Here is a 20,080-nt window from a genome sequence, read left to right as displayed (position 1 = left end):
GGTGTCGCGTGGATTGTACCCATGTTGGGCCCGTGGCCGTGAATATAGCTGCCGAGAAGAACACGGCCGATAAACGCGCTGCCGAGAAGGACGTGGCCGAGAAGAACTTTGCCGAGAAGAGCGCTGCCGAGAAAAGCGCCCGAAAGCGCGCCACCAACAAGGCCTACCGCGCGTCCAGGCCCATCTGCAGCAGGTAGACCTCCTCGCGCAGCTCGCGGGCGCCGACGCGGGAAAGCTCGCCGGCCTCGTGCAACTCGCGGATCTGCTCGAGCTCAAAGGCGAGCGCCTCGGCCTCGATCTCGCGGCACTGGGCCTGAACGCGGGCGTGCCACTCCGCGCGGGACGACCCACTGCGCACGTTGGCCGTGGCGGCTAGCTGGGCGCGGTGCTCGCCCGCGATGATACGGGCCGCGAGCTGCTGCTCGTCAGAGAGCTCGGGTGCCCAGGCGCGCAGCTGGTCGATGGCGTGGCGCTCGGTTGCGGCGTGAAGGCTTGCGAGCTGCTCGCGCTCGGCGTCGTCGGCACGGCTGGCCATAGCGCGCACCAGGCGCGCCGCGTGCGCCCGCCGCCTGCCGCGTCCTCCGCTCACGCCGCGGTGCAGCTCGTAGGTGCTCTGCAGGCCCTCTAGGGCCTCCAGGTAGCGCTCGGCCACGTTGCGGTCCGCGCTACCTGCGTCGATTTGCTCGTGCACAAAGGCAATCTGTGCCTCGATGACGCGCAGGCGCAGCTCGATCATCGTTGCGGCCGAGGCCTCGCGCTCGAGGGTGGCGTCGAGCCGCTCGCGGAAGGAGCGGGCCGCCAGGCGCGTGGCCGCGGCGGCCTCGCGCGAGGTGCCGTGACTGGCCTCGCCCTGCTCAATGTGGGCGATGGTGCGGCGCAGGACCTCGGCGCGGGCGCGCGTGAGGGCTGCCTCGGCCTGGGTCGTGTCGGGGGCGGGGGCAAGCAGGGGTACGAGGAAGTTTGCCAGCACCAGGGTGAGGACGATGACCCCCGAGGCTACGAAGATGAGCAGGCTGCGCTGGGGAAACGCGGTGCCCTCGGCCGTGAGGTAGGGCAGGGTGAGCATGATCGAGAGAGTCACGGCGCCCTTGGGCCCGCTGAGGGTCGTGACGAGGGCGCTGCGCAGCAGACGCTGCCAGTTGTGGGCCTGGCCGTCGTTGGCGTGGCGGACGCGGTGGATGCGCTCGAGTGCGAGCACCCAGAGGAGGCGCACACCCACCACAAGCACGCAAACCAGCAGCATAAGGCCGCAGAGCCGGACAAAGTCCGTGCCCTGGGCCGTGCGCAGGGTGGGGGCGATGGTACTTGGGAGCTTCATGCCCAGAAGCACGAAGACCGTGCCATTGATGATGAAGGTGAGGAGCTCCCAGACGCTCTCGGAGGCCAGGGCGTGGCGCGAAGACTCGGCCGTGAGGCGGCCCGGATTGAAGCGCATGAGCAGGCCCGCGGCAACGACGGCCAGGATGCCGCTCGTGTGCAGGGCCTCAGCGGCGAGGAAGGTCACGAAGGGCGTGCAGACCTCGAAGAGCACGTGCTCGGTGGGGGTCTCGAGGCCGAGGGCGCGGATGCGGCCCACGAGCAGGGTGATGACGAGGGCGCAGGCGAGGCCCACGGCGATTCCGCCAAAGAAGTCGGCGAGGAAGGTTGCGCTTGCCCGAGCGAGCGAGAAGGACCCGGTTGCCGCTGCGGCCACGGCAAACTCGAAGCAGACGACGCCCGAGGCGTCGTTGAAGAGGGCCTCGCCCGAGAGCAGCGACTTCTGGCGCTTGGTGAGGGTGACGTCTGCTCCCAGGGCGGCGACGGCCGCGGCGTCGGTGGGGCCAAGGGCAGCGCCCAGGGCAAAGGCCGCGGCGAGGGGAATCGCGGGGTCGGCGAGGTGGAGGGTGGCGCCCACGACGAGGGTGGTCCCGATCACAAGGCCAATCGCGAGGGAGGCAACGGGCGCCCAAGCGCGTAGGAGCTCGGCCTTGTCCGCGTGACGCGACTCCTCAAAGAGCAAGGGAGCGATGAACAGGACGAGGAAGAGCTCGGGGTCGCGAAAGATTTGCGTGGGGTCGGTCGTGATGAGGCAGCCCACGGCGGCACCCAGGGCAATCTGCACGAGCGGCAGCGAGACGCGGGGCAGTACCTGGGCAAATGCGCTTGAGGCAAGAAGGCAGCCTAGCAGCAGGAGAATGATCTCGAACGACGACATGCGATTCCTTTGGGGCGGGTTGGCATCGGGGGCGATTGCGCCCGATGGCTAGTATCTCATGCGAAAGAAGGGCGGCCCGTCCCAACGCGTGGGGCGAGCCGCCAACGGGCACGTTTGATTTTAGTTTTGGGCGAGAAGGGCCTTAGCGTCTTCTAGCTGATCCGCGAGCTCTTCGGCGGCGGAGTAGGCGCCATCCGTGTCGTCAGATTCTGCAAGCTCCATAATCTGCCGGGCCTTCTCGATGGCTTCGTTGAGTTGGGCGATAAGGTCGTGACTGGCCATGTATGCTCCAATCCGAGAAACCAATAAGTTGCTGGTAGATACCTATTCCTTGCCTCTAAGCTCGCAAATGGCTTTGCCAATGCGGTGCGGGACGCCCACGACAAGTGCGTTGCCCATGCAGAAGGCGCGGTTGCCATCGGTCATCCCCGTGTTGGTCCAACCTCGAGGGAAGCCCTGAAGCTGGTCGAGCTCGTCGGGCACGAGTCTGCGATAGCGACCGTCTATGCACTGGATTACGTGCTTAAAGCGGCTTGCCCCGCGCCCGCCCTCACCGGTGAGAATCGTGCGAGAAGGCTTGTCGGTGGCGTCGGGAAAGGCCATCTGTCCCTCAGAGTAGGTGTAGGTGAAGCCGGTCTTCTTGTTTGTACGCTCCTCGCGTTTGGAGCCCTTGAGGTACTCCCACCTGGGAAGCTGAGAATCGTCGATGAAGAACTCGGCGGGAACCTCGTCGTCGGGAATGAGCACGTCGCCAAGCGTGCGTCGCGCTCCGGTGTAGTTCTCGACAACCTTGCAGGTGAGGACCCTATTTCCAACCATGCAACCCGCATCGAGGAAAGGAGAGGCCTTGCCGACAAGGTTGAAGCTCCTGGATGCGTCATAGGGGTCGGCCGGAATTCTGATGGTGCGAATTTCCTCCTCGGCCGGAGCGACCATGGGAAACGCGCGTGACATCACGCCGTCCGTGAGCCTCATCTCGAGGTCCCAGGATGCATTACGTTCGGCAAAGATGTAGATGCGCTTGCGGCGCTGCGAGAAGCCGTACTCGGCGCTGTTGACGACGCGCCACTCCGCGCTGTAGCCGCGCTCGGCGAGGCACGACAGGATAATGGCGAAGTCGCGGCCGCGCTGGGAAGCAGGACTCTTGAGCAAGCGGTCAACGTTTTCGAACAGACAATAGCGGCAGGCGTTTTCGTCGCGGTCATTCTGCAGCTTGAGGAAGCGGTAAATCTCCCACCACAGAACGCCCTTCTTGCCCTCGATGCCATGTGCCTGGGCAAGGGGGCGGGCAACGGAATAATCCTGACAAGGGAAGCCGCCCACGACCATGTCAACCGTGGGGATTTCTCGCTTGCCGGCTTCGGCCTCGTCAAGAACCGCGGCTATGTCCTGGTTTACAACGGAGTTCTCGCCAAAGCGCTCCGCATAGCAGCGGGCGGCAAACTGTCGCCCCTGCGTTCCGGGCGGCTCCCACTGGTTGGCCCAGATGGTTTTGAAGGGCCCTGCGGCAGGCAGGGAAAACTCGGGGTGAGAGGGGTCGCTGTAGCCTTCAAGGCCAAGGCGAAACCCGCCGACCCCAGCAAAGAGCTCGGCAACTTTGATTTGGTCGGTCACGTTTCTCCAATCGCTGCTGTGACCTATTTCTTTCTATCTAGATTAACCGATCGAGCGAGCCAGATCAATATGCCGACTCGCTCGATTTCAATCAATCCATGTGGTTACTGTAGCCTCGATACCTGACACAAATCAGGCAATCAAGGACTAGCAACGCTCCAGCGTCTGGGCGATTTGCTCCTTCAGATACCCCTGATTGAGCCAGAAGCATTTCTTCGTTACCGGCTCGCCATGGGGCTGCGGGCGCGTGTCTGCAGCATTGCGGCCGTGCGGGCGAACGTGGCAACAACGATTCTCCGAGGACTTGACTGAGATGTCGGCGCGACCGATGCGAACGTTGCGCTGCATGGCTTCGTAGCAGCGGCGCCCCTCTTCGACGTCCTTGTCGGGCATCTGCCAGAAGCAGACGTCTGAGAGGGCGTAGGTGCCGTCATCCTGTTCGCGGTAGATGACGAATAAGTACAGCTGCTCGAGCTGTGCCTTGAAGTCCGAATCCTCGAAGGGAGTCTTCTCGAGCTCAAAGTAGTCAAAGGCCGGGAAGGAGATTGCCTGGTCGGGCCTACCATCCTTGTGAAGCCTGATGGTCTTGGGCTTGGCGCCTGCCTTTTCGAGTTCCTTGACCTTGTCCTTCTCTCCAACGCCCAGGATGAGGTTCGTGATTCTTGCGCAGGCGTTCTTTGACGCGGAGACGTTGAACAGGGACATCAGTCGTTCGTGGCTCATGCCAAAGTAGGGCTCGAAACGCTTGCGGATAAGCTCGATGATCGGCAGCTCCTCCTCGCCCTTCTTGCGCTTGATGCGCTTGCTCTTTTCGAGCTCCTGCTGCTCGATGCCCGTCATGTACGAGGCCTTAAGGGCCCAGGCACGCGGCTTGGCGGGAACATCCGAGAAGGGCTGTGCCCTACGCACGCTGCTGTTTGCCGCCTTGGTACATGCCTCGAGGTAGAGCGTGTCACTGCCGGAGATATCTTCGGCGTGGCCTGAGCGCACCTTTTCCACGACCGTCTCCCAGTCCTTCTTGATCTGGGGAAGGTCCTCCTCGGGAATGCTCCAGGAACCGGCAAACTCGATGGCGTAGTCCACGGGGTTCTTCTCGGGCTCGTACTGATACAGAACGAGCAACATCCTGCGCACCTTATTGAGTAAGTGCGAGGTCTCGAAGGTCTCGTCTGGAACGCTCATGTAGTCGATCATCGAAAGAACGAGGCGCTCCTTGGCCACGAACTCGCCCTTCTTAGTCTTCTTGAGCGGCGTGGACTTGAGTTCGAGGTCGGCTTCGGCGAAGTCGGGGGCAGAGTCGCTGTTGATGGCGTAGCCGAAGTAGTACTTCTCGAGGGCGTTGCCAAAGGCGCCGCGCCTTACGGTCGGGTCGGGGAGCTCGGGCGCATTGCTCATCTCGCGAAGGGTGTGGCCTTCGAGACGCTTTGCGTACTCGATGATCGAGTTGGGGTCCGTGGGGTCATAGGCAAAGTTAAGGCACGCCATAGCTGGTCCAATCGTTGAGGGTGGCCTCATGCTAATCCGTATCGCGACGGCTCGCTGTCGCCTGCGTGTCTAATTAGACTGGTGGCGGATAGTCACAAACTCTTGGCGGCCTACACCGAATTATGAACTGCTCGGCCAGTTGGTCTAGACTTGTCGGACACAAACACGCGCGCGGCGAGGGGAGGGCCATGGTTTCTGAGGCGACGCGCCATGTGATGCAGGCGAACAAGTCAAAGAACACCAAGCCCGAGCTCAGGGTGCGCGCGGCCCTGCGCGAGGCTGGCCTGCCTGGGTATCGCCTGCACTGGAAGGCCGCTCCCGGCAAGCCAGACATTTGCTATCCCGGCCGCAAGGTCGCAATCTTTGTCAACGGCTGCTTCTGGCACCGCTGCCCCTACTGCGCCCTCTCCACACCAAAGTCTAACGTCGAGTTCTGGACCGCCAAGTTTGCCCGTAACCGCGCCCGAGACGAGCGCGACCGCGAGCAGCTTGCCCGAGACGGCTGGAAGGTCATCACTGTTTGGGAGTGTCGCCTCAAGAAGAACCGCTTTGACGCCACCGTTGCCCGCGTGGCAGACGAGGTGCGCCGCGCGGGTTCCTCAGCCAATAAAGCCGAGGTCGCACCCCGTGGGGACAAGGGACCCGTCCCCCTGTCCCCGGCGGCCACGCTTGCCTGGCCAGACGGCCCCGGCTGCGTCATCGAGGTGGGCACCGCGCCCGCCTGGCGCCATCGCCAGCGTGCCAAGAAGCTCCGTTCGCGTCATAATAAGACAATTACGTCTCACGGAGCCGGCGCCCGCGCGCGCCATCGCCGCAGGTAGCAACAGGAGGTGCAGCATGGCAGTCTACGTCACGTCTGATGCGCACGGCCACGTCCGGGCGCTCGACGAGGTGTTGGATCAAATCTCGCTCGCAAGCGACGACGTGCTGTACGTCCTGGGAGACCTCATCGACCGCGGCCCGGACCCCCTGGGTGTCATCTTGCTGGTGCGCTCGCTGCCCCAGGCCCGCGTGCTCATGGGCAACCACGAGCAGCTCATGCTGCATGCCACGGCCCACACGGGCGCTCCCAGGGACGGCGAGTTTGATCTCTCGGGGCTCGACAACATCACCTTCACCGACTGGTTCGACTGGATGAACAACGGCGGCAACGCCACGGCCACCCAGCTGTGCCAGCTTAGGGAAGACGAATACGACGAGGTCATCTCCTGGGCCTCTGGCCTGCCGCTCTATGACGTCGCCGTGGCTGGTGGCCACACGTTTGCGCTCGTGCACGCGGGTATTGACGCGGGCTTCGTCTCCGAGTGGCGCGAGGCCCATCCCGAGGCAGACCCGTGCGAGCCTGCCGCCCTTCTCGACCTTTTGGGCTGCCAGCCGGCAGACGTCCTGCTGTGGATGCGCGACGGCCTGGCGTTTCCCACGAGGCTCGTGGACGAGGGCGGCCGCGGTCCCGTCGTGGTGGCCGGCCACACACCGTCGCCGCTGCTCGCGGGCCTTGCCGGCTTGTCCGAGGAGCAGTGCATGTCATCCGAGCGCAAGGGCAAGGTCGTTGTCTATGGCGCGTGCGAGGCCACGGGCAACAGGGTCGACCGCATCGACATCGACTGCGCCGCGGCGAGCGGCCACGGCATGGGCTGCGTGGGAGTGCTGCGCCTCGACGACCTCGCGTGCTTCTACGCAGACATCCGAGAGGGCGAGTAGCCATGGACTGGGACGTGCGCTCGGGTGCCTCCGCCCCTGCCCGCGATCTTCTGCACGGGTACGTTGAGCTTGAGGAATGCCCTGGCGGATGGGTCCGCCCGCAGCGCTTCTCGACCATGCAACGGCGTGCCCTCTCAAGCTGCCTTGCGTGGTATCCTGGCATCTTTCGCCAGATGGCGGCCTGCACCGCGGGCGTGCGCCTTGAGTTCGAGACCGATGCTACGCAGGTGCTTGTCGAGTTTGCGGCAGACACCGAGCCGCGTGCCACGAGAAACGTGCTCAAGGGCATGAAGCCCGAGGTAGGGGACGCCACCGCGCCCCATGACGGGCTGTCGGCCGACGTCGACGGCAAGCACCTGTCGCGCGTGGTGCTGGTGCCTGATGTTGCGGCCGCGCCCGGCGAGGCGGGTCCGGGCGTCCTGCTTGACCTGGGCGGATTCAAGAGCCGCGGCAACCTGGTGCAGCTGCCCGGCTTTGGCGACATGCACCGCGTGCGCGTGTGGCTGCCGAGCCTGAGGGGCTGCGAGCTGCGGCGCGTTTACGGCAACGGCTCGTTCGTGCGGCCCGTCTCGGGCGAGGCACCGCGCGGCACGCTGCTGGTGCTGGGAGATTCGGTGGCCCAGGGCTTCACCGTGGGCGACCCGGCGCTTGCCTGGCCAAGCCTTGTGGCCGACGAGCTGCAGTACGGCCTCGTGAACCAGAGCGTGGGTGCGCAGGTGTTCCAGGAGAGCTCGCTGGGCGCGCTGCCCGTGGGCATGGACCCGTCGCTTGTGATCGTGGCGCTGGGGGCCAACTACCGCTATGGCCGCTGCAACGAGCGCGTAACGGGCCGCGAGATCGCGAGCTACCTCGCCCGCGCAGACGAGCTGTGGCCCAGCGTGCCTCTCGTGGTCATGGTGCCCGCCAAGCAGCCCGGGCGCGAGGCCGTGAGGGGCTCGTGCTACGAGCGCGTGGCCGACCTCATCGACGAAGCCGCGGCCCGCGTGAGGCGCCGCAGGCTCGCCGCGAGCGCCCCCGTCGTCATGGTGCTGCGCGCCCCCACCCTGCCCGAGGACCTGCTGAGCGACGAGGACGGCCACCCCACGGCGGCCGGCGCCGCGCTGCTGGCGCGCTTCGTGTGCTCCGAGCTGCCCAAGCTCTCGTGCCAGTGCCTGCGCGAGACGGGCCGCTTTGGCCGCTGCGGCGCCTGCGCTGGAACTGGGACACTTCCGCCCGTAGCCTTTCTGTCCCAATCTGGTGGAGGGACCAAGAAGCGGGGCGGTCGCAAGGCCAAGGCCGCGGTTGCCGCCGCGATTGAGCCCAAGCCAGAGGTCGCGCCCGTCTTGGCCAACGCGGCAGATACCGAGGCAGAAGCCACGTCCGTTTCAGCTAAGGTCGAGGCCGCCAAGCCCACTAAGCCTGCGTCCGTCTCGGCCAACAAGCTAACCCGCAGGGCCGCGGCCGTCGAGGACACGCCGGTGGGCCAGACCATCTCGATGTTCACGCTGCTTGACGAGTAGGGGAGAAGATTGCCATGGCAAACCTCGCGAACCGCCTCGTTCCCAACCTGCCGCAGGAGCTGTCGCCGCGTCTCGCGGGTGCCGTTCTCGACCAGCGCGCCCGCGGCCACCTGAGCGCCTACGCCACGCAGAACACAGCCGCCATCCGCCGCGAGAACACCGAGCGCGACCGCGCCACCGCGAGCCGCCCCGCCTTCGTGCGCGATGCCGAGAAGGTTATCCACCTGCCCGCCTACAACCGCCTCGCGGGCAAGACCCAGGTGTTCTCCCTGCGCGCCAACGATGACATCACCCGCCGCGGCCTGCACGTGCAGCTCGTGAGCCGCGTGGCGCGCGACATCGGCCTGTCGCTGGGGCTCAACCTCGACCTCATCGAGGCCATTGCCCTTGGCCACGACATTGGCCACACGCCGTTTGGCCACGCCGGCGAGCGCTTCCTGAACGACGTCTACCACGGCCGCACCGGCCGTTGGTTCTTTCACAACGTGCAGAGCGTGCGCGTGCTCGACGTGCTCTACGGCCGCAACCTCACCCTCCAGACGCTTGACGGCGTTATCTGCCACAACGGCGAGTGCGAGCGTCAGGTGTTCGAGGCGAGCGGCCTTGCGAGCTTCTCCGAGTTCGACAAGATCGTGCAGGGCTGCTGGGACAACGGCGAGCACGCGATTGGGCACCTGCGCCCCATGACGCTCGAGGGGTGCGTCGTGCGCGTCTCCGACATCATCGCCTACGTGGGCAAGGACCGACAGGACGCCATCGCCGCGGGCGTGGCACGCGAGGACACCTTTGACGACGGCCTGGGCAGCGCCTACAACACGTGGGCCCTGGGCGCCTTCATCACCGACGTGGTGGAGCACAGCTTTGGCAAGCCCCGCATCGAGATGAGCGAGGCGGCGTTTGCCGAGATGCGCCGCGCCAAGCGCGAGAACTACGAGAAGATCTACAACGCCAGCGAGCTCTCGGGAGACCTCTCGGCAGACTTTGCCGAGCTCTTTGCCATGGTCTACGAGCGCATGCGCGAAGACCTTGCCGCCGGGCGCACCGACAGCCCCGTGTTTCGCCACCACATCGCTGACGTCGAGCGCACGCTTGCCCACTATGGCCGCAGCTACGACTGGCAGGCGGACCTCGACCTCACGGTGGTGGACTACATCTCCTCGATGACCGACGACTACTTCGTGGCCCTTTGCCAGGACCTCGACCCCAGCTGCGCCCCCGTCTTTCGCCGCCGCGGCTACTTCTGCTAGGGGCGTGACAGGGGCGTCCATGACGGAGGGACGTGCCTTCTGCCATATGACAAAAGACACGTCCCCGCTGTCATGCTCTTTGTGGCGATGCGGGCTCAAAAGTGTCGTACAATTGTTCCCATGGATACTCTGTTTACACAAGCCGAGCGCTACAAACGCAACGAGAACGCGCCACTGGCCGTGCGCATGCGCCCGCAGACCCTTGCCGAGTACGTGGGCCAGGCCCAGGCGGTGGGCGAGGGCTCGTGGCTGCGCCGCGCCATCGAGCACGACGTTTTGTCGAGCGTGATTCTCTACGGGCCCGCGGGCACTGGCAAGACCACCCTGGCGCGCATCATCGCCAACACCACCCATGCGGAGTTCGTCGAGGTCTCGGCCGTCACGGGCACCGTCAAGGACCTACGCCGCGAGATTGACGCCGCCGAGAGCCGCCTCATGACGCGTGGGGTACGCACCATCCTGTTCGTCGACGAGATCCACCGCTTCTCGCGCACGCAGCAAGACGCGCTGCTCCACGCCGTCGAAGACCGCATCGTGGTGCTCATCGGCGCCACCACCGAGAACCCCTACTTCGAGGTCAACTCGGCGCTCATCTCGCGCAGCCGCGTGGTCGAGCTGCAGCCGCTGGGAAACGAGGACATCGCCGAGTTGCTGCGCCGCGCCTGCACCTCCGAGCATGGCCTGCGCGGCGCCTTCTCACTCAATGACGACGCACTTGAGCAGATTGTGCAGCTTGCCGGGGGAGACGCCCGCGCCGCGCTCACCTCGCTCGAGCTCGCGAGCCAGATGGCGCTGCCACCCGCGGCCAAGGTGGGGCCCGACGGCACGGTGACGCTCGCGGACGGCTCGCGCCTGGGTGCGGACGGCGAGGCGCTGCCCATCACGGTCGAGCACGTGCTCGAGGCCAACCCGCGCCGAGGACTTCCATACGACAAGTCCGGCGACATGCACTACGACATCATCTCGGCGTTCATCAAGTCGATGCGCGGCAGCGACCCCGACGCCGTGCTCTACTGGCTCGCCCGCATGATCGACGCGGGCGAGGACCCCAAGTTCATCGCCCGGCGCATCATGATTCACGCGAGCGAGGACGTGGGCAATGCAGACCCGCAGGCCCTGCTCATTGCCCACGCCGCCTTTAAGTCTGCCGAGGTCATTGGCTATCCCGAGTGCCGCATCAACCTGGCGCAGGCCGCGCTCTACGTGTGCCTGGCGCCCAAGAGCAACGCCGCCGAGGCGGGTATCGACGCCGCACTGAACGAGGTGCGCCACGGGCCGCGCCGCGAGGTGCCCAACCACCTGAGGGACCGCCACCGTCCGGGGTCAGACGCCTACGGGCCCTACCTCTACCCGCATGACTACCCGGAGGGCTGGGTGCCCCAGCAGTACCTGCCCGATGGCCTGGAGCACGGGGCGTTCTTCCACCCCAGCGGCCGCGGCTGGGAGGCCTGGCGCCTCGACGCGACGCGCCGCGACCGGCCGCAGCAGTAGGGCAGGTCGGGTGCGTGTCGCTTCTCTCGGTCATGCCCCCGGTGCTGGCGGGCGGACCGTACGAGTGGGCGTGCTCCATCCTTCTTGGCTTCGCCCGCGATTCAGGCGGAGCCTCGCGGCCGCGCACGTGCTTCTCGGCCACACCCGTGGCGCTGCCCGCCCACACGGATGGGTAGAATGAAGCCCATGGAGCGCGCCCGCCTCCTGCGGGCGCCACGCTTATCGCTTAGAAACTTGGAGGAATCCCGATGGATCCAATGACGATTGCCCTCATCGTCCTCGTGATTGCCGGCGTCTGGGCCGTGGTCGAGCTTGCCCTCACCCTGCGCCAGACCCGCAAGAGCGTCAGCGAGCTCTCGGACTCCGTGAACGATACGATCGGTGAGGTCCGTCCCGCCATCGCCAAGCTCGACGGCGCAATCGACGAGCTTGGTCCCGCGGCCAAGGAGGTCGCCCCGATTCTCGAGAAGGCCTCGACCACCGTTGACCTCATCAACGTCGACCTCGTGCGCGTCGAGGGCATCCTCTCCGATGTCAACGCCGTGACCGGCGCGGGCGCCCACGTGACCGATGCCGTGACCGGCGCGGCCGAGTCCGTCTCGCGCGGCGTCGCAGGGGTTGCCGCCAAGGTCGCCGGCAAGGTGACTGGCGCCGGCAAGGCCGCCAAGATCGCCGCCCCCGAGACCGCAGCGAACCTCGAGGCCCCCAAGGACGAGGCCGGCGAGCCTACGCCCGAGGCAGACGTCGAGGTCGAACGGGTCAAGGGCGACACGGGCTACTTCACCTACCCCGGCGCCTCCGCCCAGGCCGAGGGCGATGCCGCCACGACCGATGGCTCTGCCGAGTAGGGGGTGGCGAAGATGGACAAGCAGATCGTCAACCTCAGCATCCCCGCTCAGCCCGACTTTGCGCGCACCGTCCGCATGATGGCCGCGAACCTCGCCGTCATCTCCGGCCAGTCGGTCGAGGACGTCGAGGATGCCCGCATGGCCGCCGAGGAGGCCTTCGTGTGGTGTTGCGCCTCCGGCCCCGCCGCGTGTGACATCGAGTTCCAGGTGGCCGAGGGCTACCTGGGTGCCAAGTTCGCGTTTGGCCCCAACGACCTTCCCGAGGACGACCCGGCCTCGACCTACGCCGAGCTCATCCTCAACGCCGTGTGCGACGAGTGCGTCTTCGACCGCTCGACGCGCACGCTTCACCTCTCCAAGTCCGTGGATGTTGCCGATGCCTAGCGAATCGACAGAGCTAACCAGCGAGCAGCGCGCCGAGGCCCGGCGTGCCGCTGCCGCCTCCACCCACGAGCTGCCCGGCACGCCCAAGGGCAAGCTCGCGTGGGACAAGCAGCGTACGCGCGAGCTGTTTGCACTCTACAAGGAGCAGGGCGACGAGGACGCCCGCAACGAGCTGGTGATGAGCCACCTCAACCTGGTGCGCTTCCTCGCGAGCAAGTTCAAGAACCGCGGCGAGCCGCTCGATGACCTCGTGCAGGTGGGCACGATTGGCCTCATCAAGGCCATCGACCGCTTTGACCCCGAGCGCGGCCTCGAGTTCACAACGTATGCCACGCCCACCATCCTGGGCGAGATCAAGCGCCACTTCCGCGACAAGGGCTGGAGCGTGCGCGTGCCGCGCCGCCTGCAGGAGCTGTCGAGCAAGGTCAACCAGGCCACCGACGAGCTCACCAAGGAGCTGCAGCGCACCCCCTCCACCGAGGAGGTCGCTAGCAAGCTTGGCGTCACGGTCGAGGAGGTGCTCGAGGCCATGGAGTCCTCGAGCGCCTACAGCTCCGTGCCGCTCGAGTCCGGCGGCTCCGACGACGATGACGCGCCCGCGGTCATCGACCACTACGCGAGCGTCGACCAGGACCTGGCCGCCTCCGACGACCGTATGGTCATCGAGGACACCATCAAGGAGTTCTCGCCGCGCGAGCAGGAGGTCATCCGCATGCGCTTCAACGACAACCTCACGCAGGTCGAGATCGCCAAGCGCCTGGGCGTGTCCCAGGTGCAGGTGAGCCGCCTTTTGCGCCGAACGCTCAAGAAGCTGCAGGAGAAGGTCGACCCCGAGGGGCTGATGCGGTGACGGCTGGCCGAAAGACCCCCGACGAGCAGCAGCGGGCCTACGTGTCCGCGCGGCTCGTCGCCGTGCGCGCGTGGGCCTTCGTGGGCTGCGCCGTGGCGTTCGTCATCGCGCTTGCGGCGCTTGGCTCCGTGGGCGACGCCGTCAAGTGCCTGCTCGTGGGTGCCGTTGTGGGGTTCATTTGCAGCTCGCTCACCAACTGGCTCGAGCGCCACGGCGTGGGCCGCGGCCTGGGAGCGCTCGTCTCGCTTGTGGCGTTTCTGGCCATCGTCGCGGGGCTCCTGTGCTGGCTGGGGCCCATGTTCCTCGACCAGTTGAGGCAGCTGCTCGAGCGCATGCCCGCCTTCTTCTCGCAGCTCCAGGACGCGGCGCGCAACCTCACCCTGCCGTTCACGCAGGGCAAGAACTCTGTGCTCTGGGATAGCGTGCAGGGTGCCATCGGAACCCTGGGAGACGTGGGCAAGGCCCTCGTGACCAGGCTTGCCAACTGGCTGTCTGCCGCCCTCGTGCCCAACATGATGGCGCTCGCAAACGACTTCGTGATGTTCTTCCTGGGCCTTGTGCTGGCCTACTGGTTTGCGAAGGACTACCCGGCCATCATGCGCGAGCTGGGCGTCATCGCAGGTCCGCGCCATGACGAGGACCTGGCGCTGCTCGTGGCGGTCCTGGGCCGCTCGGTGGGCGGCTACATGCGCGGCATCGTGATTACGAGCGTGCTCAACGGCACGCTGGTGTTTCTCGCGCTGTGGATCTGTGGGCACCCGTATGCCGGGCTCATGGGCGTCGTCGTGGGCATCATGCACTTCGTGCCCGTCGTGGGCCCCGCGGTGTCTGCCCTGCTGGCCACGCTGACCGGCCTCTTTGCGAGCCCGGCCGTTGCGGTGTGGACGCTCGTCTGGGCCATCGTTGCGCAGAACGTCACCGACAACCTGGTGAGCCCGCTCGTGATGCAGAGCGCGGTGAAGATCCACCCCGCCATGAGCCTCATTGGCATCACGGTGGGCGCGAGCCTGGGCGGCGCCGTGGGCATGGCGCTGGCCGTGCCGCTCACGGCTGCGGTCAAGGGCGCGTTCATCTACTACTTCGAGAGCAAGACCGGCCGACAGCTCGTGGGCTTCAACGGCGCGCTCTTCAAGGGGACCCCCTTCCACCACGCCGACGGCTCGCCGGTGCCCTCGTATGACGCCCTCGACGACGACTCGCTGGCTGCCACCTCGCTCATCGTGGCCAACCGCAACGCCGACGACGTCCAGGCCGACGAGGCCCCCGCGCCCGAACCCGGCCTTCTCGATCACCTCCGCGCGCGCCTTCACAAGGGGGAGTAGCCGCTTGTCCCATGCGCTGGAGCATTCGTGCGGGGGCGCGGCCTCGCGGCTCCAAGCGGCCGGCACGCTGTATACTTCCAAGGTTGTATGACCGTCGACAAGACCCGAACGCAGGGGAGACATATGAGCACCGCTGACTTTCCGACCATGACTACCGCCGAGATTCGCTCGACGTTCCTCAAGTTCTTCGAGGACCGAGGCCTCAAGCTGTACCCCAGCTCCTCGCTCGTTCCCGAGGACCCGTCGCTGCTTCTCGCCAACGCTGGCATGAACCAGTTCAAGGAGTACTACCAGGGCAAGAAGACGATGAAGGAGATCGGCGCCTGCTCCTGCCAGAAGTGCGTGCGCACCAATGACATCGACTGCATCGGCGAGGACGGCCGTCACCTGTCGTTCTTCGAGATGCTTGGCGACTTCTCCTTTGGCGGCGTCTCCAAGCAGCAGGCCTGCACCTGGGCCTTCGAACTGATCACTGAGAAGTTCCAGCTGCCGCTCGACCGCCTCTACTTCACCGTCTTCACCGACGACGATGAGACCCACGACATCTGGCGCTCGCTGGGCGTCGCCGAGGACCACATCTCCCGCCTGGGCGAGGACGACAACTTCTGGGCCGCCGGCCCCACCGGCCCCTGCGGACCCTGCTCCGAGATCTACTACGACCAGGGCGAGGAGGTCGGCTGCGGCAAGCCCGACTGCAAGCCAGGCTGTGACTGCGACCGCTTCCTCGAGTTCTGGAACCTCGTCTTCACCCAGTTCGACCGCCAGGAGGACGGTTCGATGCCCGAGCTGCCCCACCGCAACCTCGACACGGGCATGGGCCTCGAGCGCATGGCCGGCATCATGCAGCACAAGAGCTCCAACTATGACGGTGACCTCATGCAGAGCCTCATCGCCCTGGGCGAGAAGGTCTCTGGCAAGACCTACGTCGCCGACGAGTACTCCGGCGCCTCCCGCTCGCTGCGCATCATCGCCGACCACGCCCGCGCGGTCGACTTCATGATCTCCGACGGCATCCTGCCGGGCAACGAGGGCCGCGAGTACGTCCTGCGCCGCCTGCTGCGCCGCGCCGTCTTCCACGGCCGCCTGCTGGGCATCGAGGGCGCCTTCCTCACCACGTTCATCGACGAGGTCAACCGCCTGATGGGCGAGGCCTACCCCGACCTGCTCAAGAACGTCGCGCTGGTCAAGGGCATCGTCAGCGCCGAGGAGGAGCGCTTCTCCAACACGCTCGACACGGGCCGCACCTACCTCGATGAGGCCCTCGAGGGTCTCGAGGCCGGCGCCACGCTGCCGGGCGAGGACGCCTTCAAGCTGCACGACACCTATGGCTTCCCCATCGACCTGACCGTCGAGATCGCCGCCGGCGCCGGCCACGACGTCGACATGGAGGGCTTCGACGCCGCCATGGCCGAGCAGAAGAGCCGCGCCCGCGCCGCCGCCAACCGCGACGCCTGGGGCGACTTCAACAACGTCTGGACCGCGCTGTCCGACCAGCTGGCCCCCACGCAGTTCGAGGGCTACGACAGCAACGACCTCGAGGGCGCCAAGGTCGTCGCCATCGTCGCGGGCGGCGCCTCCGTCGAGTCTGCCGAGGCCGGCTCCGAGGTCGAGGTCGTGCTCGACCGCACCCCGTTCTACGCCGAGATGGGCGGCCAGGTGGGCGACACCGGCACCCTCGCGAGCGACTCCGCCAAGCTCGAGGTCAGCGACACCAAGGGCCACAGCGGCCTGCACGCGCACGTCGCCAAGGTCGCCGAGGGCACGCTCCACGTGGGCGACACCGTGTGCGCCACAATCGACGCTCACCGCCGCGAGCTCATCCGTCGCAACCACACGGCCACGCACCTGCTCGACGCCGCGCTCAAGTCCGTGCTTGGCGAGCACGTCAACCAGGCGGGGTCTCTCGTGGACGAAGGCCGCCTGCGCTTTGACTTCACGCACTTCGAGGCCCTCACGGCCGAGCAGCTGCACGAGGTCGAAGACCTCGTGAACGTCGAGATCTTCTCGGCCAAGCCGGTCGTTACGAAGGTCTGCGACATTGAGGAGGCCAAGGCCGCCGGTGCCGTGGCCCTCTTTGGCGAGAAGTACGGCGACGTGGTGCGCATGGTCTCCTGCGGCACCGAGGACGTGCCGTTCAGCCGCGAGCTGTGCGGCGGCACCCACGTCCGCAACACCTCCGAGCTCGGCCTGTTCAAGATTGTCTCCGAGTCCTCCACGGGCTCCAACGTCCGCCGCATCGAGGCCGTGACGAGCCTGGGCGCCCTTGCCTGGCTCGACGAGCGCAACGAGGCCCTCGACGCCGTGGCCGCCGAGCTTAAGTGCCGCCCCGAGGACGCCGCCGGCCGCATCGCCGACATCAAGGCGGGCGCCCGCGAGGCCGAGGCCAAGCTCAAGCAGGCCCTTCTCGGCGGTTCTTCCGACAAGATCCAGGCCGCCATGGGCGCCGCCATCGACTGCGGCTCCTACAAGGCCGTCATCGCCCGCATGGACGGCCTCGAGGCCGGCGAGCTGCGCGAGGCCTGGGACGCCATCCGCGACAAGGCCAACGGCGGCGACGTCGCCTGCTTCCTGACCACCGTTACCCCCGAGGGCAAGGTTGCCATGCTCTCCGCCGCCACCGACGGCGCCGTTGCCGCAGGCTTTGGCGCCGGCGACGTGATCCGCAAGGTCGCCGGTCTCGTTGGCGGCCGTGGCGGTGGCCGCCCCAACATGGCCCAGGCCGGCGGCAAGGACGCCGCGGGCATCGAGGCAGCGCTTGCCGCCGCCCGCGAGATGCTGGCCTAAGGCGGCTCTCGTGAGGGCGCTTGCGCTGGACATCGGCGAGGTTCGCATCGGGATCGCCGCGAGCGACGCCTCCGGGCGCATCGCGAGCCCCGTGAAGGTCCTGCCTGCGGCGGAGGTGCTGGGAATCTCCCGCACCTTCCGCCGCATCCTCGAGGACTACGAGCCCGAGGTGCTCGTCTGCGGCCGTCCCCAGACCATGGGTGGCGAGGACGGCCCGCAGGCCGAGCGCATCATGGCCCAGGCGCGGCAGGTCGCAGACGCGTGCGACCTGCCCCTCGTGTTTGCCGACGAGCGTCTCTCCTCCGCGGAGGCCAAGCGCATCCTTCGTGCGCAGGGCCTCAAGGAGAAGCAGATGCGTGGCAAGATTGATATGATTGCTGCGTCGCTTTTTCTCCAGGCCTGGCTAGACTCCCATGGGGCCGGCGCCGCAAGCGATGCTTCGGACCCCTTCTCGGGTGCCCGCTAGCGACACCTCTCGAGAAGGGCCCCACATGGCAGACTCTCCCAGGCGTAGGTCTACGCCCCGCTTCTCAACCGGCGACGCGCCCTCGCGCGCGGGCGCCGGTCGTCACGCGCGTCCCGCGACGCCGTCCCAGTCCGGTCGCGCGGTCGCGCGCCAGGCGGGTGTGTCCCCGCGCCCCTCTCGCATGAGGGCCAGCGCGCCCCAGGCCGCATCGGTTCGCACGCGTGCCCAGCGCCAGGCCGCCAACCCCTACGCCCAGGTGCCCCGCAGCGGCAACACCGCCGGTATGCAGAGCCTCGCCGCGCCCCGCACGCGCGCCCAGCGGCAGGCCGCCTCCCGCGGCGGCCACTCGCACAAGGGTCCCATCATCGCGGGCGTCGTCGTTGCCGTCGTGGTCATCGCTGCCCTCGTGGTGCTCGTCCCACGTCTGCTCATGCGCGACTCCGCAAGCCAGGACACGCTGCCCAACCGGGGCGCCACGGTCGAGGTCGTCATCGACGACGGCTCGGGCGCCCAGGCGGTCGCCGCCAAGCTCAAGGAGGCGGGCGTCATCGCGAGCTCGGACGACTTCATCTCCGAGCTGCAGCGCCAGAAGGCCGACGGCTCGCTCAAGAGTGGCGCCTACGTCTTCACGGTGGGGCAGGACCTCGACAGCATCATCCACCAGCTCACGACCGGTCCCAACTCCACGAGCGGACGCCTCTCGGTGCCCGAGGGCCTCACGGTGAGCCAGACCGCGGCGCTCGTGAACCAGACGCTGCCCTCCATCTCGGCCGACGACTTCGTAGCGCAGGCCAAGGCCTCGAACTACGCCGCTGACTACCCGTTCCTCGCCGCGGCCGCCAACGACTCGCTCGAGGGCTTCCTCTGTCCCAAGACCTATGACTTCTCGGGTCGCTCCGACGTCACGGCAGACACCGTGATCCGCGCGATGCTCGCCCAGTACCAGGCAGACGTCGCCTCGCTCGACTTTTCGGCGGGCGAGCAGCTCATCTCGGAGCGCTATGGCATCCAGATGAGCGACTACGACATCCTCACCCTGGCCTCGATCGTCGAGCGTGAGGCCGTCACGACCGACCAGCGCCCCAAGGTCTCCTCGGTGTTCTTCAACCGCCTCAAGCAGGGCATGGCGCTGCAGAGCGACGCCACGATGATGTACGTCACGGGCGGAGAGGTCACCGCCGACGACCTCAAGGCCGAGAGCCCCTACAACACCTACCTCAACACGGGACTCACGCCCACGCCCATCTGCGCGCCCTCGGTCGAGTCGATCAAGGCCACGCTCAACCCCGACGACACGAACTACCTGTACTTCTACATCACCCAGACCGACGAATGGTTCTCGGCGACCTATGACGAGCACCTTCAGGCCATTGAGGAGAACCGCTAGATGAGCGTTGTGCGACCCACCCACTGCGTGCCCGCGATCACCGACGTCGACGTCGATGATCTCGCGGCCTCCGGTGTCCGCTGCGTGCTGTTCGACCGTGACAACACCGTGGTGCCGCGCGACACCGGCGTGGCGCCCGCGCCCGTCATGGACTGGATGGCGCGCGTGCGCGAGGCGGGCATGAGCCTGTGCATGGTCTCGAACAACTTCCACTCCGGACAGGTCGAGGCGAGCGCCGCCGAGCTTGGCTGCCCCGTCGTGCACCACGCGATGAAGCCCGCGCCCTTTGCCGTGAGGCGCGCCCTTGACCTCATGGGCGCCACACCCGACGAGGCCGTGCTCGTTGGCGACCAGGTCTTCACTGACGTCATGGCGGGCAACCTCGCGGGGGTGCGCACGATCCTCGTGGAGCCCCAGAGCACGACCGACCTGTGGTACACGCACATCTTTCGCATCTTCGAGCGCGCGATCGGCGCCCGCAGGTGAGCCTGCACGCCGTGACGCATGTGCTTTGCCTCCTTCTCGCCTGTGGCCTTGGTGCCGCGGGCGTCTTTGCAAGCGTGAGGGACGCTCGCACGAGAACCATCCCCAATGCATGCTGCGGGGCCATCTGCCTGCTGGGACTTGCCCTGTGCTGCCTGCGTGCCCTCACGGGCGCGCTGCCGGCGCTTCCCGCGCCGGTCTCGTGCGCGACCGTGGCCGTGGCCACGCTGCTGCTTGGCGTTGCCGCCGAGGGCGCCTACCGCGCGGTCTCGGGGTGGGTGGGCCTGGGGCTTGGCGACGTCAAGTACATGGCCGCCTGGGCGTG

The 20,080-nt window shown here is 66.9% G+C and carries 19 protein-coding genes; 15 read left to right on the top strand and 4 right to left on the bottom strand.

Annotated features, from left to right (window positions below):
• Positions 1–8 precede the first annotated feature (8 nt).
• Entirely contained in the window at positions 9–197 is a 189-nt protein-coding gene (locus Q3866_RS03025; RefSeq protein ID WP_301829498.1) for a hypothetical protein, read from the top strand.
• Here the strand turns inward: Q3866_RS03025 and Q3866_RS03020 are convergent.
• The 4 genes from Q3866_RS03020 to Q3866_RS03005 form a co-directional block, all read right to left on the bottom strand.
• Positions 164–2,194 (bottom strand): cation:proton antiporter, encoded by a 2,031-nt coding sequence (locus Q3866_RS03020; protein ID WP_301829496.1) that lies wholly within the window; start codon positions 2,192–2,194, stop codon positions 164–166. The two genes, Q3866_RS03025 and Q3866_RS03020, sit on opposite strands and share 34 nt — an antisense overlap.
• A gap of 120 nt (positions 2,195–2,314) precedes the next feature.
• Positions 2,315–2,476 carry a hypothetical protein gene (locus tag Q3866_RS03015; protein WP_293673565.1) on the bottom strand — a complete coding sequence of 54 codons (162 nt, stop codon included), beginning with the start codon at positions 2,474–2,476 and terminating at the stop codon, positions 2,315–2,317.
• A gap of 42 nt (positions 2,477–2,518) precedes the next feature.
• A complete protein-coding gene (gene dcm, locus Q3866_RS03010; RefSeq protein ID WP_301829494.1) occupies positions 2,519–3,808 on the bottom strand; it encodes a DNA (cytosine-5-)-methyltransferase in 1,290 nt (429 codons plus the stop codon).
• A gap of 147 nt (positions 3,809–3,955) precedes the next feature.
• Complete coding sequence (locus tag Q3866_RS03005) at positions 3,956–5,293, bottom strand: Sau3AI family type II restriction endonuclease (protein WP_301829492.1); 1,338 nt, start codon at positions 5,291–5,293, stop codon at positions 3,956–3,958.
• Between the two features lie 188 nt (positions 5,294–5,481).
• Between Q3866_RS03005 and Q3866_RS03000 the strand changes: the two genes are divergently transcribed.
• The 14 genes from Q3866_RS03000 to Q3866_RS02935 form a co-directional block, all read left to right on the top strand.
• Positions 5,482–6,114, top strand: coding sequence for a very short patch repair endonuclease (locus tag Q3866_RS03000; protein ID WP_301829491.1), 633 nt, complete (start codon positions 5,482–5,484; stop codon positions 6,112–6,114).
• 16 nt (positions 6,115–6,130) lie between these two features.
• Positions 6,131–6,994, top strand: a complete 864-nt coding sequence (locus Q3866_RS02995) for a metallophosphoesterase (RefSeq protein ID WP_301829489.1) — start codon at positions 6,131–6,133, stop codon at positions 6,992–6,994.
• A 173-nt stretch (positions 6,995–7,167) separates the two neighbouring features.
• Positions 7,168–8,493, top strand: a complete 1,326-nt coding sequence (locus Q3866_RS02990) for an SGNH/GDSL hydrolase family protein (RefSeq protein ID WP_301829487.1) — start codon at positions 7,168–7,170, stop codon at positions 8,491–8,493.
• Between the two features lie 14 nt (positions 8,494–8,507).
• On the top strand, positions 8,508–9,740 hold the full coding sequence (locus tag Q3866_RS02985; RefSeq protein WP_301829485.1) for a deoxyguanosinetriphosphate triphosphohydrolase family protein: 1,233 nt from the start codon (positions 8,508–8,510) through the stop codon (positions 9,738–9,740).
• A 120-nt stretch (positions 9,741–9,860) separates the two neighbouring features.
• Positions 9,861–11,231 (top strand): replication-associated recombination protein A, encoded by a 1,371-nt coding sequence (locus tag Q3866_RS02980; protein WP_301829484.1) that lies wholly within the window; start codon positions 9,861–9,863, stop codon positions 11,229–11,231.
• 248 nt (positions 11,232–11,479) lie between these two features.
• Positions 11,480–12,079, top strand: coding sequence for a hypothetical protein (locus Q3866_RS02975; RefSeq protein ID WP_301829483.1), 600 nt, complete (start codon positions 11,480–11,482; stop codon positions 12,077–12,079).
• Between the two features lie 12 nt (positions 12,080–12,091).
• Complete coding sequence (locus tag Q3866_RS02970) at positions 12,092–12,463, top strand: ATP-binding protein (RefSeq protein WP_293826622.1); 372 nt, start codon at positions 12,092–12,094, stop codon at positions 12,461–12,463.
• Positions 12,456–13,313 (top strand): RNA polymerase sigma factor SigF, encoded by an 858-nt coding sequence (locus Q3866_RS02965; protein WP_301829480.1) that lies wholly within the window; start codon positions 12,456–12,458, stop codon positions 13,311–13,313. Before Q3866_RS02970 ends, Q3866_RS02965 begins: the two co-directional genes overlap by 8 nt.
• Positions 13,310–14,635 (top strand): AI-2E family transporter, encoded by a 1,326-nt coding sequence (locus Q3866_RS02960; protein WP_301829479.1) that lies wholly within the window; start codon positions 13,310–13,312, stop codon positions 14,633–14,635. Before Q3866_RS02965 ends, Q3866_RS02960 begins: the two co-directional genes overlap by 4 nt.
• A gap of 147 nt (positions 14,636–14,782) precedes the next feature.
• On the top strand, positions 14,783–17,419 hold the full coding sequence (gene alaS, locus Q3866_RS02955) for an alanine--tRNA ligase (RefSeq protein ID WP_301829477.1): 2,637 nt from the start codon (positions 14,783–14,785) through the stop codon (positions 17,417–17,419).
• Between the two features lie 10 nt (positions 17,420–17,429).
• Positions 17,430–17,885, top strand: coding sequence for a Holliday junction resolvase RuvX (ruvX, locus tag Q3866_RS02950; protein ID WP_301829476.1), 456 nt, complete (start codon positions 17,430–17,432; stop codon positions 17,883–17,885).
• A gap of 181 nt (positions 17,886–18,066) precedes the next feature.
• On the top strand, positions 18,067–19,272 hold the full coding sequence (gene mltG, locus Q3866_RS02945; protein ID WP_301829475.1) for an endolytic transglycosylase MltG: 1,206 nt from the start codon (positions 18,067–18,069) through the stop codon (positions 19,270–19,272).
• The gene (locus tag Q3866_RS02940; protein ID WP_301829474.1) at positions 19,273–19,758 is read left to right on the top strand and encodes a YqeG family HAD IIIA-type phosphatase; all 486 of its coding nucleotides are present in this window, start codon (positions 19,273–19,275) and stop codon (positions 19,756–19,758) included.
• 74 nt (positions 19,759–19,832) lie between these two features.
• Positions 19,833–20,080: prepilin peptidase (locus Q3866_RS02935; RefSeq protein WP_301829473.1), on the top strand; the 248-nt coding region annotated here is incomplete at its 3' end.

The sequence above is a fragment of the uncultured Parolsenella sp. genome (assembly GCF_958346945.1).
Lineage (GTDB): Bacteria > Actinomycetota > Coriobacteriia > Coriobacteriales > Atopobiaceae > Parolsenella.
The sequence above is the reverse complement of the archived record's forward strand: the minus strand, read 5'-3'. Positions and strand labels throughout refer to the sequence as shown.

Bases quoted from the DNA above. Each gene is read 5' to 3' on its own strand.
- Q3866_RS03015 (WP_293673565.1), bottom strand. From the start codon at position 2,476: ATGGCCAGTCACGACCTTATCGCCCAACTCAACGAAGCCATCGAGAAG.
- Q3866_RS02990 (WP_301829487.1), top strand. From the start codon at position 7,168: ATGGCGGCCTGCACCGCGGGCGTGCGCCTTGAGTTCGAGACCGATGCT.
- Q3866_RS03005 (WP_301829492.1), bottom strand. From the start codon at position 5,293: ATGGCGTGCCTTAACTTTGCCTATGACCCCACGGACCCCAACTCGATC.
- Q3866_RS03020 (WP_301829496.1), bottom strand. From the start codon at position 2,194: ATGTCGTCGTTCGAGATCATTCTCCTGCTGCTAGGCTGCCTTCTTGCC.
- Q3866_RS02980 (WP_301829484.1), top strand. From the start codon at position 9,861: ATGGATACTCTGTTTACACAAGCCGAGCGCTACAAACGCAACGAGAAC.
- alaS (WP_301829477.1), top strand. From the start codon at position 14,783: ATGACTACCGCCGAGATTCGCTCGACGTTCCTCAAGTTCTTCGAGGAC.
- Q3866_RS02965 (WP_301829480.1), top strand. From the start codon at position 12,456: ATGCCTAGCGAATCGACAGAGCTAACCAGCGAGCAGCGCGCCGAGGCC.
- Q3866_RS02995 (WP_301829489.1), top strand. From the start codon at position 6,131: ATGGCAGTCTACGTCACGTCTGATGCGCACGGCCACGTCCGGGCGCTC.
- Q3866_RS03000 (WP_301829491.1), top strand. From the start codon at position 5,482: ATGGTTTCTGAGGCGACGCGCCATGTGATGCAGGCGAACAAGTCAAAG.
- mltG (WP_301829475.1), top strand. From the start codon at position 18,067: ATGAGGGCCAGCGCGCCCCAGGCCGCATCGGTTCGCACGCGTGCCCAG.
- Q3866_RS02940 (WP_301829474.1), top strand. From the start codon at position 19,273: ATGAGCGTTGTGCGACCCACCCACTGCGTGCCCGCGATCACCGACGTC.
- Q3866_RS02975 (WP_301829483.1), top strand. From the start codon at position 11,480: ATGGATCCAATGACGATTGCCCTCATCGTCCTCGTGATTGCCGGCGTC.
- Q3866_RS02985 (WP_301829485.1), top strand. From the start codon at position 8,508: ATGGCAAACCTCGCGAACCGCCTCGTTCCCAACCTGCCGCAGGAGCTG.
- Q3866_RS02970 (WP_293826622.1), top strand. From the start codon at position 12,092: ATGGACAAGCAGATCGTCAACCTCAGCATCCCCGCTCAGCCCGACTTT.